Below are 13,535 nucleotides of genomic sequence, written 5' to 3' on the forward strand. Positions count from 1 at the left end.
GCATGGCCGAATCGCAGCTTGGTATGCTACAAATTGGGGTATGAACGCCCCGACACCCAATATAGGCGATAGCCAGCCCGCAAAACGGCCTCAGATCAAGCAATTGGATGAGGTCGCCGTTAACCGTATCGCGGCGGGCGAAGTGGTCGAGCGGCCTGCTTCGGCGGTTAAGGAGTTGATCGAGAACGCGCTGGATGCAGGCGCGACCCGCATTGAGCTATGCGTCAAGGACGGGGGCAAGACCCTGATCCGCGTTACCGATGACGGCCATGGCATTCCGGCGCAGGACTTGCCGCTGGCGTTATCGCGGCACGCCACGTCGAAGATTGACGGCTCCGACCTGCTGATCATTCATACCTTCGGCTTCCGTGGCGAGGCGCTGCCGTCGATGGCGGCGGTCGGGCGGATGACGATCACCTCCCGTGTGGCGGGCGAGGACGCGGCGCAGATCACCGTGGATGGCGGCGCGATGGGGAAGGTCGCTCCGGCGGCACTGTCCAAGGGCACGGTGGTCGAACTGCGCAACCTGTTTTACGCCACACCTGCACGGTTGAAATTCCTGCGCACCGACCGCGCCGAGATGGGCGCGATAGCCGATGTGGTCAAAAAGCTGGCCATGGCGGAGCCTTACGTCGGCTTCACCATCCGCGACCTGTCGCGTGACGATACGGGGCGCGTGACGTTCCGTGCCGACCCGCAGTCGGGCGATATGTTCGACGCGCTTGGCAGGCGGCTGCGCTCGATCCTCGGGCCGGAGTTTGCCGATAACGCGTTGGCGATTGATGCGGAGCGGGAGGGCATTACCCTGACAGGCTACGCGGCCTTGCCTACCTATTCACGCGGCAACAGTATTTCGCAGTTCCTGTTCGTGAACGGACGTCCTGTGCGGGACAAATTGCTGGTCGGTGCACTGCGCGGTGCCTATTCGGACTTCCTGAGTCGCGACCGCCACCCGGTTGTGGCGCTGTTTCTGGAACTTGAGCCGACCAAGGTCGACGTCAACGTCCACCCCGCTAAGGCCGAAGTGCGGTTTCGTGATCCAGGGCTGGCGCGGGGGTTGATCGTCTCGGCGCTGAAACACGCGCTGGCGGATGCGGGGCACCGCGCCTCGACCACCGTGGCGGGTGCGACACTGGGCGCGTTCCAGCCGGAGCGTGTGGACCGACCCGTCTACCAAATGGACCGCCCGTCGCTTGGCGCAATGCGTGCTTCCTATGAGGCCCAAGCGCCCGGTTTCGCAGAAACGCAGGCTGTTTACAGCCGCGTTGACGTGGTGGAGCCTGCGACCGCCGAACCTGCGGACCAGCCATTAGGCGCGGCGCGGGGTCAGGTGCATGAGAACTACATCATCGCGCAGACCAAGGACGGCATGGTGATCGTCGACCAGCACGCCGCTCATGAGCGGTTGGTTTACGAGAAACTAAAGAACCAAATGGCTGCGAACGGTGTTGCCGCGCAGGCTTTGCTGATCCCCGAGATTGTGGAAATGTCCGACGCGGATGCGGCGACCTTGCTTACCTATGCTGATGCGCTGTCGAAGCTGGGCCTCACGCTAGAGCCGTTCGGTGCTGGCGCTATCGCCGTGCGCGAGACCCCTGCGATTTTGGGCGAGGTCAACGCCGAAGCGATGGTGCGCGATATTCTCGACGAGCTGGACGACCTTGGCGACACGCAACTGGTGGCCGACAAGATCGAAGCGGTGCTGAGCCGTGTGGCCTGCCACGGCTCGATCCGTTCAGGCCGCTGGATGCGGGCGGACGAGATGAACGCCCTGCTGCGCGAGATGGAGGCGACGCCTCATTCGGGCCAATGTAACCACGGCCGCCCCACTTATGTGGAGCTGAAGCTGGCCGATATTGAACGGTTGTTCGGACGCACATGATCCAGTTTGGCGATACGGTTTTGCAGTGGGACGACCCGCTGGTGATTGCGGGCCTCTTAGGCGTGGCGGTGCTGCTTTTGGTGGTCGTACTGTTGATCGTGGCCGTGCGCTCTGCCGGACGGGCGGCGCAAATGGCGCAGCCGATGATGATGCAGATGGGGCAGTTGAACCAGACTGTGCAGAGCCTTGGCACGGGGCAGGCGCAGTTGTCTGGCGGGCTGGAGAGCTTGTCGAAAAGTCAGAGCATGACGATCCAGACCATGGAAGTCCGTCTGGCCGAAGTGCAGCAGAAAATGGCGGAACGGTTGCACGAAAACGCGATGAAGTCCGCGCGGTCCCTCTCGGATTTGCAGGAGCGGATGAACGACACGCTGCATGGCTCGTCCGAGAAAACGACCAAATCTCTGACCCAATTGCAGGAACGGCTAGCGACTATCGACAAGGCCCAAACCAACATCGAAAAGCTGTCAGGGGACGTGCTGTCCTTGCAGGATATTTTGAGCAACAAGCAGACGCGCGGGGCGTTCGGGGAAATCCAGCTCAACGACATTGTGTCCAAAGCGCTGCCCGCTGACAGCTACTCGTTTCAATGCACCCTTTCGAACGGCAAGCGGGCGGACTGCCTGATCAAGCTACCGAACCCGCCGGGGCCCATAGTGATCGACGCTAAGTTTCCGTTGGAGGCCTACGAGGCGCTAGTCGCGGCGGATACCAAAGATGCGCAGGCGCGGGCGCTGACGGCTTTGGGGCAGGCTGTGCGGGTCCATATCAAGAAGATCTCCGAAAGCTACCTGATCGAAGGCGAAACTGCCGATGGCGCGCTGATGTTCCTGCCGTCCGAGGCGGTCTATGCGGAACTTCACTCCCGCCTGCCCCATATCGTGCGCGAAGGGTTCGCGGCGCGGGTTTGGATCGTCTCACCCACGACATGCATGGCGACGCTGAACACGATGCGCTCGATCCTGAAGGACTCGCGGATGCGGGAGCAGACGGGCGAAATTCGCAAAGCCCTGCGCCAGCTTCACCGTGACGTGGAGATCATCGGTGAGAAAGCCGGTAAACTGGAGACGCATTTGCGTCAGGCGGGCGATGATGTGGCGGGGGTTTTGACTGCCGCGACCCGCGCGGGCAAGCGCGCGGACCGGCTGGACAATTTCGATTTCGAGGAACTGGCGCCGGAAGAGACCAATGTGGTGCCGCTGGGCAAGCCTCAGGACTAGATCCGAAGGAACGGCTGCGCGATGCGCTGTACGAGGCCCCGGAACTTGAGCGGCGCGTCGGTGGCCGCAAGGCAGATGCAATCGACGCCCTCTTCGGCCACGGGCGTGTGCACGTCCTCCTCGGTGGCAATCTCCAGATCGCCGGGGCCGAAGCGGTCGAATTCGTCCTTGAACGCACCTTGCAGAACCAATGTCAGCTCAGTCCCGCGATGGCCGTGGTCCGGCACTGCACAACCCGCAGGAATATGCAGCAGGCGGACGCTTGCGTCTTTCGACGTGGGCAGGATGGCTTGGCGAACGCCCATCCCAACGGCACGCCATTTGACAGCGTCCAGATCGCCGCCGACATAGTCTTGAAGCGCTGAGGGAAATAGACCCAGCTTACTCATGTCAACGCGGATGGGAGCTTTCGGTCCTTGCTCGATCAAGGCCAGCGTTGCATCCAGATCAACTTCCGAGGCGACGGCTACGTCGTCCAACATCGCGCCACCGACCGCCTCGAACGCCCCAAGGCGGGCGCGGCAGTCGTCGCACATGCTGATATGAGTGGCGACTACCAAACTAAAGGCTTCGGGCAGGTTCCCTGCGGCGTAGCTCATCAGCAAAGCGTCGTTCAGATGATGTTTGATCTTGCTCATGTACCGTTTCACTTCATTGCGTGGCGTAACTTTTCAAGCGCCAATCTAATCCTCGATTTGATTGTGCCCAGTGGCAGCCCGGTCTCGTCCGCGATTTCGCTATGCGACAAATCGCCGAAATAGGCCTTCTGGATCAAATCCCTCTGTTTATCCGGCAGTTCAGACAGGGCCTGAACCAAACGGGTGCTTTCCTGTTGAAGCTCCATCACGTCGGCCGCATCCGGCTCCGGCTCTGGGCCCCATGTCAATTCGTCCGGCTCTGGCCGGCGCTGCTTGCGGATCATGTCGATCCGCCGGTTGCGGGCGATAGTGAACACCCATGTACTCACGCTGGCCCGCGTCGGGTCGAACAGATGCGCCTTATGCCACAGCGTCGCCATGACGTCCTGTGCGCATTCTTCCGCCATCGACGCGTCGGCCCCTGACTTTATCAGAAAGCCTTTCACGCGCGGCGCGAAGTGCCTGAACAGCTCTGCAAACGCCCCTTTGTCCTGGGTGTCGCGAATGAGCAGAACGCACTCGACCAGTCGCAAGTCTTCTTGTTCCTTGGTGGACACAGTCTTTATTCGAGCCTCTCTGACATCATCCGTGCGGCGCGCCGATTTGCGCACCGCTATCGGTGTAGGCCTAAATTCGTCAATAGTCGTGTCCGCCGTCAACATGAACCTTCTACGTACGCCCATTTGGTTTGGATCACTTCGCAGAGTTTGATCCAGTGAGCAAAGTTTCGCGTAATCCTTCTTGAATGCGATTACTTGTGCTGGAGACCCGAAATGCCGTTCGAACCCATGACTATAGCCCCGAAGCGTATTGCCGTGATCGGGGCGGGAGTATCCGGAATGGGGGCGGCGAATATGCTGTCTAAATCGCACCACGTCACGTTGTTCGAGGCGGAGCCGCGTCTGGGCGGTCATGCCCGCACAATCGTGGCCGGAAAGCGCGGTGACCAGCCGGTGGACACGGGCTTTATCGTCTACAACGACGTGAACTACCCGCATCTGGTTAAGCTGTTCAACGAGTTGGGCGTCGAGACGGTCAACAGCAATATGAGTTTTGGTGCCTCCATCGGTGGCGGCAAGCTGGAATACGGGTTGCACAGCATCGACGCGATATTTGCGCAGCGACGGAATGCAGTGGACCCCCGTTTTCTGCGCATGATCCGCGATATTGTGCGGTTCAACGCCCGTGCTGCTGATGTGGCCAACGACCCCGATATCTCGATCTCGGAGATGCTGGGCCAGCTTGGCACGGGCTCGTGGTTCCGCGACAAGTATTTGTTGCCCTTTACCGGCGCCATATGGTCCACGCCGATTGAGCGGATGGAGGCCTTTCCCGCCCAAGCCATGATCCGATTCATGAAAAATCATGCGTTGCTGGGTTATTCCGGTCAGCACCAGTGGCGGACGGTCAAGGGTGGCTCAATGCAGTATGTGGCAAAGCTGGAAGCCCGGATGAAGGCCCAAGGCGTCGACATCCGGCTGGGCGCGCCAATCAAGTCGGTGACCCGTGCGCCAAGCCATGTGGAAGTGACCCCAATGGGCGGCTTGGCCGAGCAGTTCGACGAGGTGGTGTTCGCGTCGCATTCCGACCAGAGCCTTGCAATGTTGTCGGATGCGTCCATCACCGAGAAATCCGCATTGGGCGCCATACGCTATCAACCCAACGAGGCGGTTTTGCACGCGGACACGTCCATGATGCCAAAGCGCCGCAAGGTCTGGGCAAGCTGGGTGTATTGCGAGGACAAGGACAAGTCCTCGGACAAGATTGACCTGACCTATTGGATGAACTCGCTGCAATCTATTCCGCAGGATGACCCGCTATTTGTAACGCTGAATTCGACGCGCACAATCCGCGAGGATCTGATTTACGATACCAAGACGTTTCACCACCCCGTCTATGACGTGGCTGCGTTGAAGGCGCAGGACGTGATTGCGGCGAACAATGGCACCAACCGCACTTGGTTCTGTGGCGCGTGGATGAAGAACGGCTTTCACGAGGACGGGCTGTCCAGCGCTGTCGATGTGGCGCAGGCAATGACATCGCGGCTCGACGCGGTCGCGGCGGCGTGAGCGGGATCAGCCATATCGAAGGCGTGACCTATCACGGTCGCAAGGGGGCGATTGAAAACGCGTTCCGATACGGCGTGGACTACGTGCTGCTTGACCCGTCCAAGGCAGCGGCGCTTCCCGCTCTGTTCTCGCGCAACAAGGGCAACCTCGTGTCGCTGCATGACAGCGACCACGGCGGGGAGCCAGGGCAAGGCGCGGGCCTGACATGGGCGCGGGAGGTTCTGGAGATGCAAGGGCTAGGGGACGTCATCAACCGCATAGAACTGCTCGCCCAGCCGCGCGTTCTTGGGCATGTGTTCAACCCTGTCAGTTTTTGGCTCGGCTTCGATGCAGAAGGCGGTCTACGCGCAGTCATCCCCGAGGTATCCAACACTTATGGCGACCGGCATTGCTATCTATGCTTCCACGACGACCACCGCGTCATCAAGCCCTCTGACACCCTGACCGCACGCAAGATTTTCTACGTCTCGCCGTTCCAGCCGGTGGAGGGCAGCTACACCTTCCGCTTTGACTTCACAGGCGACAAAGTCGGCGTCTGGATCGACCTCACCGTGGGCAACGGCGGGTTGCTGGCGACGCTGACAGGCAAGCGTGCGCCGCTGACGAACCGCTCGATCCTGCGGGCTTGTCTGCGCCGCCCGTTCGGGTCGCGCCGCGTGTTGGGGTTGATCCACTGGCAAGCGCTGAAACTGTGGTGGAAAGGTGCCAAGTTTCGGTCCCACTCGGAGCCGCCCGCCGAAAAGGTCTCGCGGTGATGGAGGCGGCCTTGCCCAAGGGCGGCGATAGGCTCGCCGCCTACTCGTTGTTTGCGGCGGTGCTATCCGGGGCGGGGCTGCCGATCTATATCTACGCTCCGAAATACTACGCGGACACCTATGGCGTCAGCCTTGCGGCCTTGGCCGCGGTGCTGTTCGCCCTGCGGCTGTTCGACGTGGTGCAAGACCCTGTGCTTGGCTGGATCAGCGAACGCCTTGGCGCTTTGCGCAAACTGGCGGTCGCGGCGGGGGCTGCGGTGTTGGCCCTGTCGATGGTGGGGCTGTTCGGCGTAGCGCCGCCGATAGCGCCGCTTTGGTGGTTCGGGTTGACCATCACAGGGCTGTTCACCGCGTTCAGCTTTCTGACGATCAACTTCTACGCTCAAGGGGTGTCCAAGGCGGGGAGCATATCGGGCGGGCATACGCGCGTGGCGGCGTGGCGTGAAACTGGGGCGCTACTCGGTGTATGCGTCGCCGCGGTGACACCGACGCTTCTGGACGGTTTGGTGGCTGCGCCGTTCGCAGCTTTTGCTGCGGGTTTCGCAGGCGTCACCATCATCGCGGCCTTCCTGATGGCACCGGAATGGTCAGGGCGGGTTGAGCATGACCCGACACCCGTCGGGATAATCCTGAAAGACACGACCGCAAGACGATTGTTGCTACTGGCGTTGGTCAACGCAACGCCGCTGGCGGTGTCGTCGACGCTGTTCCTGTTCTACGTCGAAATCCGCCTCGGCGCGCCGGGGTGGGAGGGGCCGCTCTTGGTCCTGTTCTTCCTCGCAGCGGCGGCGTCCGCGCCGGTTTGGGCGCGACTTGCGACGGCGTGGGGCGAGAAGCGGGCGTTGCTGCTGGCGATGATCATGGCCATCGCGTCCTTCGGTTGCGTCATGTTTCTGGGGCAGGGAGACGTCTGGATATTCGCCGTCATCTGCATCGCATCCGGCGCAACGATCGGTGCCGACCTGACCTTGCTTCCCGCACTATTCTCGCGGCGCATGGCAGTGATTTCGCCAAACGGCGGGCAGGGTTTCGGGCTGTGGTCCTTGGTCAGCAAATTCACGCTGGCCTTTGCTGCGGCCATCTTGCTGCCTGTCTTGGAAGCGCAGGGCTTCAATACGGGCGCAGAGGATAACCCCCAGATCGCGCTGACGACACTAACCGTTCTCTACGCACTGGTGCCGTGCGCACTGAAACTGGTTGCCATCGGCTTGCTGCTGGCAACCCCATTGAAGGAGGAATGATATGGAAATGCTGGGCTTTACGGTCTTGGGCATGCTGATGACGACGACCTTGGTTGTTATCTGGTCGCGCAAATTCTCCTTCCTTGGCCAACGTCCCGCTAATTTCGCCGATAAGGGGCCAGCCTTTGACCTGCGCACCCATCTGAGCGGCCCCATCCTGTGCGAGGGGATGATCTACGGCCCGACCGGCAAGGTCACGTCGCGCTTCGTGGCCGATATGGATGTGCAGTGGACAGGAAATGTCGGCGTGATGCGCGAGGAGTTCTTCTACGACTGCGGCGACCGGCAACAGCGCCAGTGGACGCTGACGCTCGGCAATGACGGGTCGATCAAGGCGGAAGCTGATGACGTGGTTGGTCTTGGAACGGGTATGCAGCAGGGCCCTGCCGTGATGCTGAATTACCGGATCAGACTGCCCGAAAGCTCCGGCGGGTACGAGCTGGACGCGGTGGACTGGATGTATCTGGTCGAAAACGGAACCATCATGAACCGCAGCCAGTTTCGTAAATACGGGATCAAGGTGGCGGAGCTTGTCGCCACGATGAGAAAGAAAGAGGCAGCGTGAGATCATTTGATGGAAAACGCTACTGGCTGGTAGGCGCGTCCGCCGGCTTGGGCCGTGCGCTCGCGGACAAACTGGTCGCAGCCGGGGCGGAGGTCGTGCTGTCCGCGCGCAGCGAAGACGACCTGAAACAGGCGGTATCGGAACTGGGGGAAAAGGCGTCCTATGTTACCCTAGACGTGTCCGACAATGACGACGTGATCCGCGCGGCCAAAGAGGTCGGCGAAATAGACGGCTACGTGCATCTGGCGGGCGTCTACTGGCCGCAAGGGGCTAAGGAATGGGACGCGGATCAGGTCAACGCGATGTGCGACATCAACTTCACCGGCACCGCGCGGGTGCTGGGGCAGGTGGTGCCCGATATGGTCAAACGGGATCGCGGGCATATCGTCATCACCTCCAGTCTTACGGGGTTTCGGGGTCTGCCCGGCTCCATCGGCTACACTGCCAGCAAGGCCGCCACGATGAGCTTGGCCGAGTGCATGTATGCCGACCTGCGCAAAACCGGCGTGGACGTGCAGGTTATCAATCCGGGCTTCATCAAGACCCAGCTGACCGACAAGAACGACTTCAACATGCCGTTCATCATGGAGCCGGAAGAGGCCGCGCAGATCGTCTTCGACCACATGAAGTCCGGCGGCTTTAAGCGTAGTTTCCCCACGCTGTTTAGCCTTGTGTTCAGGGGCAGCCAGTTCCTGCCGGACTGGATTTATTACCGCATATTCTCCTGAAAATCGGGATTGATCCATGTCATGGGACACCGCTAGGTTGCCCCCTAGTGTGGAGCCGCAAGGACAGGAGCAATGCAGATGGAGATTTCCCTACACAAGGTCGCGCAGGTGGTCCTGTTCGCCCATGAGATGGACCGCGCCGAGAACGAATTGCGCGCCTTTATCGACGGGTTGAACGAGGATGAGCAGGCCGAGTTGGTTGCGCTGATGTGGATCGGGCGCGGCAGTTTCGACTCCGGCGATTGGGACGAGGCACTGATGACCGCGCGGCAGGAAAAGATCACCCCGACGGAAGACTACCTGCTGGGCATCCCCCACCTTGCCGACCATCTGGAAAACGGCGCGGAGATGATGGGCTACGACCTGTCCGACGCGGAAGAAGACCTGCTTTAGATATGCTTGTCGAACGTCGCTTTGGCGCGGCCCCAGACGCCCTTGTCGATTTCGCCCAAGGTAAGCAGGCTTGGCAATAGCTGGCTTGCGAAGTCCTCGGAGGACTCCACCGGCAGCATCGACGGCAGGTTGTCGATGGCTGTCACGTCCAGCACCGGATCGTCGTGAACTCTAAGCGCCGGAGCGTCCCAAGTGGTGACGCGGTCATAGACCTTGATGGGTGAGAAATCGCTATCAGGGTCGCAGGCAATATCCCCGATGACCGACAACTTCCGCTCTGCCGTTTTGGTTGAGGCTGGCACGAAAACGGGCGTGCCCTCGCGGGCGAGGATGCAGTTCAGGAAAATGTCATGCTCCAGCACCTCGGGGAAAGGGCCGCCGCTGGCGGTCTCGGCCATGTCCCATTTGGTGACGGGCACGCCCATGGCGTCGCACAAGTCTGCGCCGCCCGTGCCGACGCGCCCTAACGCGCCGATAATCAGCGCTGAGGGTCGCGTGCCGCCAAGCGGTGCGAGGCGTTTGCGCAAATCGCTCTGCATGGCTTCGGAGGATCTGTAGACCCCGACAGGGTCCGCGATGCCGCCCCGTTGCTGCGCGATCCAGCACAAAAGGCTGACCGCAGCCCCCGCGAACCCCGCCCAATAGCCGAACGCGGCGACGCGACGACCATCCTCGCCAACGAGGTATTCCAGATCGTAGAGCGTGCCACCGCCAGCCTTGAAGCGGTCCAGTAGTATCCGGCCAGAGGGCTGGCCCTTGTAGGCGTGGCCGAACATGATGTGGCGATGCGGCAGGGGTGTGCCGTCCTCGGGCAGTTCCTTCAGGCCGAAGATGATTGCGTCGCGCGGGGCATCGGGCCAGCTACCCTCCGGCGCAATATCGCAGCCGGTGGCGGCGTAACCGTCGATCCCGATCGCGCGGGAGATACTTTTTTCGACCGTGACCTTCAGGCCTGCGTCCATCAGTGCCTTCACGCCCTCGGGCGTCACGCCGACCCTCTGCTCGTGGTCACGGCTCTCTGCCCGAACCCAAAGATGTGTCATCATCGCTCCCTTTCCCATGTTATGCTTAGACTTACGCGAGGCCGCCAATACGCGCCACCCCGCGCCGATTGGAAACGTGCTGACGCAAACACAGTGTTTGAGGTCGCGCATGAAACTCTGAAATCTGCGGCGCGATGGTTTAACTTGGCCCACGTAGGGAGACGCGCCAATGACCGACACGATCAAATTCACGCTCGACGGCGAGCAGGTAGAGGCTCAAGCGGGCGAGACTATTTGGGAAGTCGCCAATGGTCGCGGTCTGGTGATCCCCCATCTGTGCCACAAACCTGCGCCCGGCTACCGGCCTGATGGCAACTGCCGCGCCTGCATGGTCGAGATCGAGGGCGAGCGCGTCTTGGCTGCCTCCTGCATTCGTGAGCCTGCCGACGGGATGGTCGTCACGACGAATTCCGACCGCGCCGAAGCTGCCCGCAAGATGGTCATGGAAATGCTGGTCGCCGACCAGCCCGCGCAGGATGTGGCGCATGACAAATCGGCCCACCTTTGGGACATGGCAGCGATGCAGGGCGTGTCTGAAAGCCGCTTTCCGAAGCTGGAAGCAGGCCGCATCCCGCTGCTCGACGACAGCCATGTGGCCATGTCGGTGAACCTGGACGCCTGCATACAGTGCGGATTGTGTGTCCGCGCCTGCCGCGAAGTGCAGGTCAATGATGTGATCGGCATGTCGGGGCGTGGGCACGACACTTATCCGACCTTTGATTTCGCGGACCCGATGGGCGACAGCACCTGTGTCGCTTGCGGCGAATGCGTGCAAGCATGCCCCACCGGCGCGCTGATGCCTGCAACTGTGACGGACGAAAACCAAGTCGGCGACAGCAAGGACTACGATTCAGAGGTCGATAGCATCTGCCCGTTCTGTGGCGTCGGCTGTCAGGTGTCTTTGAAGGTCAAAGACGGGCGCGTAAAATATGTGGATGGCATCAACGGTCCTGCGAATGAGGGGCGTCTCTGCGTCAAAGGCCGTTTCGGCTTTGACTACATCCACCACGACCACCGGCTGACCAAACCGCTGATCCGCCGCGACGACGCACCTGCCAAGGGTCTGAACGTCGACCCCGACAACTGGCAGGAGGTCTTCCGAGAGGCGACATGGGACGAGGCGCTGGATTTCGCTGCGAAGGGCATGAAAGGCCGCGGTCGGGAGGTTGCAGGCTTCGGTTCCGCCAAATGCACGAACGAGGAAGCCTACCTGTTCCAGAAAATCATCCGGCAGGGTTTCGGGCATAACAATGTCGACCACTGCACCCGTCTGTGCCACGCATCCTCCGTTGCGGCGCTGTTGGAAAACGTGGGCTCCGGCGCGGTGACTGCGACCTTCAACGAGATCGAGAACGCCGATGTGGCCATCGTCATCGGTGCGAACCCCGTCGAAAACCACCCCGTCGCTGCCACCTATTTCAAGCAGTTCGCCAAACGCGGCGGCAAGCTGATCGTGATGGACCCGCGCGGGGTTGGCCTGCGCCGCCATGCGTCCCACATGCTGCAATTCCGCCCCGGCGCGGATGTATCCATGCTGAACGCGATCATGCATGTGATCGTGGAGGAAGGTCTCTACGACAAGCAATATATCGACGCCTATACCGAGAACTGGGAGGCAGAAAAGGCCCATCTGGCGGACTTCACGCCCGAAAAAATGAGCAAGATTTGCGGCATTGAGCCGGAGGTTCTGCGCGACGTGGCGCGGACCTTCGCAGGCGCGAAAGCAGCCATGATTTTCTGGGGCATGGGTGTGTCCCAACACATCCACGGCACCGACAATTCGCGCTGCCTGATTTCGCTGGCGTTGATGACAGGCCAGATAGGCCGCCCGGGCAGCGGTCTTCACCCGCTGCGGGGGCAAAACAACGTACAAGGCGCGTCCGATGCGGGGCTGATTCCGATGTTCCTGCCCGACTACCAAAGTGTCACGGATGACGGTGTCCGCTCTGCCTTTACCAGTGTCTGGGGTTCGGACGACTTCAGTGCCGAGAAGGGTCTGACGGTCACCGAGATCCTGGACGCGGTTCACGACGGCGACATCAAGTCGATGTATATCCTTGGCGAGAACCCGGCGATGTCCGACCCCGACGTGGAACACGCCCGCGACGCGTTGGCCAAGTTGGATCATCTGGTCGTGCAAGACATTTTCCTGACCGAGACCGCGAATTTCGCGGATGTGATCCTGCCCGCCTCCGCCTTTGCGGAGAAATCGGGCACGGTCACCAACACCAACCGGCAGGTTCAGATGGGCAGGCCAGCGGTGCCGCCACCTGGCGACGCGAAGGAAGACTGGTGGATCGAGGTCGAACTGGCCAAGCGTCTCGGGCTTGGCTGGGACTATGCCGACCCCGCCGAAGTGTTTGCCGAGATGAAGCAGAACATGCCGTCGCTCGACAACATCACATGGGATCGTCTGATGGCAGAGAACGTCGTGACCTACCCGTCGCTGTCACCGGAAGACCCCGGTCAGGCCATCGTGTTTGGCGACGGCTTCCCGCGCGCGGACGGGCGGGCGAAGTTCACCCCCGCAAGCATTATCGCGCCGGACGAGACACCCGATGACGAATATCCGATGATCTTGATAACGGGCCGCCAGTTGGAGCATTGGCACACCGGCTCCATGACGCGCCGCGCCACAGTGCTGGACGCGATGGAGCCGGAGGCGAACTGTTCCCTGCATCCCTCCACCCTGCGCAAGCTGGGCGTGGAGCCGGGCGGCCTGCTGCGCCTGACCACCCGGCGCGGCTCGATCAGGGTGATGGCGCGCTCCGACCGCGCGGTCGCTCCGGACATGGTATTCCTGCCCTTTGCCTACGTGGAGGCGGCTGCGAATATCCTGACCAACCCGGCGGTTGATCCCTATGGCAAGATTCCCGAGTTTAAGTTCTCGGCTGTGAAGGTAGAGGTGGTCGAAAAGACGGTAGCGGCGGAATGAAGGTCGGATAATTTACGGCCACTTGCGCAAGTTGGCGCCCTTGATAGCGCTATCTGAACGAGCGTT

The 13,535-nt window shown here is 61.3% G+C and carries 12 protein-coding genes; 9 read left to right on the forward strand and 3 right to left on the reverse strand.

Features of this window, described 5'->3' with window-relative positions; all coding sequences use genetic code 11:
* The first annotated feature begins 40 nt into the window (after positions 1-40).
* Complete coding sequence (mutL, locus tag THALAR_RS17465; protein WP_021102932.1) at positions 41-1,882, forward strand: DNA mismatch repair endonuclease MutL; 1,842 nt, start codon at positions 41-43, stop codon at positions 1,880-1,882.
* The gene (locus THALAR_RS17470; RefSeq protein WP_021102933.1) at positions 1,879-3,102 is read left to right on the forward strand and encodes a DNA recombination protein RmuC; all 1,224 of its coding nucleotides are present in this window, start codon (positions 1,879-1,881) and stop codon (positions 3,100-3,102) included. Before mutL ends, THALAR_RS17470 begins: the two co-directional genes overlap by 4 nt.
* Here the strand turns inward: THALAR_RS17470 and THALAR_RS17475 are convergent.
* The gene (locus THALAR_RS17475; protein WP_021102934.1) at positions 3,099-3,740 is read right to left on the reverse strand and encodes a ChrR family anti-sigma-E factor; all 642 of its coding nucleotides are present in this window, start codon (positions 3,738-3,740) and stop codon (positions 3,099-3,101) included. The two genes, THALAR_RS17470 and THALAR_RS17475, sit on opposite strands and share 4 nt — an antisense overlap.
* Before the next feature lie 8 nt (positions 3,741-3,748).
* Positions 3,749-4,273 (reverse strand): sigma-70 family RNA polymerase sigma factor, encoded by a 525-nt coding sequence (locus tag THALAR_RS17480; protein WP_322786919.1) that lies wholly within the window; start codon positions 4,271-4,273, stop codon positions 3,749-3,751.
* A 240-nt stretch (positions 4,274-4,513) separates the two neighbouring features.
* On the opposite strand from THALAR_RS17480, the gene THALAR_RS17485 reads away from it, so the two are divergent.
* From THALAR_RS17485 to THALAR_RS17510, 6 genes are all read left to right on the forward strand, one after another.
* Positions 4,514-5,809 carry an NAD(P)/FAD-dependent oxidoreductase gene (locus THALAR_RS17485; protein WP_040819190.1) on the forward strand — a complete coding sequence of 432 codons (1,296 nt, stop codon included), beginning with the start codon at positions 4,514-4,516 and terminating at the stop codon, positions 5,807-5,809.
* A complete protein-coding gene (locus tag THALAR_RS17490; RefSeq protein WP_021102937.1) occupies positions 5,806-6,564 on the forward strand; it encodes a DUF1365 domain-containing protein in 759 nt (252 codons plus the stop codon). The genes THALAR_RS17485 and THALAR_RS17490 overlap by 4 nt, the downstream gene beginning before the upstream one ends.
* Positions 6,564-7,805 carry an MFS transporter gene (locus THALAR_RS17495; RefSeq protein ID WP_021102938.1) on the forward strand — a complete coding sequence of 414 codons (1,242 nt, stop codon included), beginning with the start codon at positions 6,564-6,566 and terminating at the stop codon, positions 7,803-7,805. The genes THALAR_RS17490 and THALAR_RS17495 overlap by 1 nt, the downstream gene beginning before the upstream one ends.
* 1 nt (position 7,806) lies before the next feature.
* Positions 7,807-8,370 carry a DUF3833 domain-containing protein gene (locus THALAR_RS17500; RefSeq protein WP_021102939.1) on the forward strand — a complete coding sequence of 188 codons (564 nt, stop codon included), beginning with the start codon at positions 7,807-7,809 and terminating at the stop codon, positions 8,368-8,370.
* On the forward strand, positions 8,367-9,098 hold the full coding sequence (locus THALAR_RS17505; RefSeq protein WP_021102940.1) for an SDR family NAD(P)-dependent oxidoreductase: 732 nt from the start codon (positions 8,367-8,369) through the stop codon (positions 9,096-9,098). The genes THALAR_RS17500 and THALAR_RS17505 overlap by 4 nt, the downstream gene beginning before the upstream one ends.
* A gap of 78 nt (positions 9,099-9,176) precedes the next feature.
* Complete coding sequence (locus THALAR_RS17510; RefSeq protein WP_040819519.1) at positions 9,177-9,491, forward strand: DUF3775 domain-containing protein; 315 nt, start codon at positions 9,177-9,179, stop codon at positions 9,489-9,491.
* Here THALAR_RS17510 and THALAR_RS17515 read toward each other — a convergent pair.
* Complete coding sequence (locus tag THALAR_RS17515) at positions 9,488-10,534, reverse strand: saccharopine dehydrogenase (RefSeq protein ID WP_040819195.1); 1,047 nt, start codon at positions 10,532-10,534, stop codon at positions 9,488-9,490. The two genes, THALAR_RS17510 and THALAR_RS17515, sit on opposite strands and share 4 nt — an antisense overlap.
* Positions 10,535-10,703: 169 nt before the next feature.
* Between THALAR_RS17515 and fdhF the strand changes: the two genes are divergently transcribed.
* Entirely contained in the window at positions 10,704-13,469 is a 2,766-nt protein-coding gene (fdhF, locus tag THALAR_RS17520; RefSeq protein WP_021102943.1) for a formate dehydrogenase subunit alpha, read from the forward strand.
* Positions 13,470-13,535: the final 66 nt, after the last annotated feature.

Source organism: Litoreibacter arenae DSM 19593 (assembly GCF_000442275.2).
Lineage (GTDB): Bacteria > Pseudomonadota > Alphaproteobacteria > Rhodobacterales > Rhodobacteraceae > Litoreibacter > Litoreibacter arenae.

What these genes read in the sequence shown, in the direction of transcription:
- THALAR_RS17500 (WP_021102939.1), top strand. Translation starts at nt 7,807, where the DNA reads ATGGAAATGCTGGGCTTTACGGTCTTGGGCATGCTGATGACGACGACC.
- THALAR_RS17515 (WP_040819195.1), bottom strand. Translation starts at nt 10,534, where the DNA reads ATGACACATCTTTGGGTTCGGGCAGAGAGCCGTGACCACGAGCAGAGG.
- THALAR_RS17510 (WP_040819519.1), top strand. Translation starts at nt 9,177, where the DNA reads ATGGAGATTTCCCTACACAAGGTCGCGCAGGTGGTCCTGTTCGCCCAT.
- THALAR_RS17475 (WP_021102934.1), bottom strand. Translation starts at nt 3,740, where the DNA reads ATGAGCAAGATCAAACATCATCTGAACGACGCTTTGCTGATGAGCTAC.
- THALAR_RS17485 (WP_040819190.1), top strand. Translation starts at nt 4,514, where the DNA reads ATGCCGTTCGAACCCATGACTATAGCCCCGAAGCGTATTGCCGTGATC.
- fdhF (WP_021102943.1), top strand. Translation starts at nt 10,704, where the DNA reads ATGACCGACACGATCAAATTCACGCTCGACGGCGAGCAGGTAGAGGCT.
- THALAR_RS17495 (WP_021102938.1), top strand. Translation starts at nt 6,564, where the DNA reads ATGGAGGCGGCCTTGCCCAAGGGCGGCGATAGGCTCGCCGCCTACTCG.
- mutL (WP_021102932.1), top strand. Translation starts at nt 41, where the DNA reads ATGAACGCCCCGACACCCAATATAGGCGATAGCCAGCCCGCAAAACGG.
- THALAR_RS17470 (WP_021102933.1), top strand. Translation starts at nt 1,879, where the DNA reads ATGATCCAGTTTGGCGATACGGTTTTGCAGTGGGACGACCCGCTGGTG.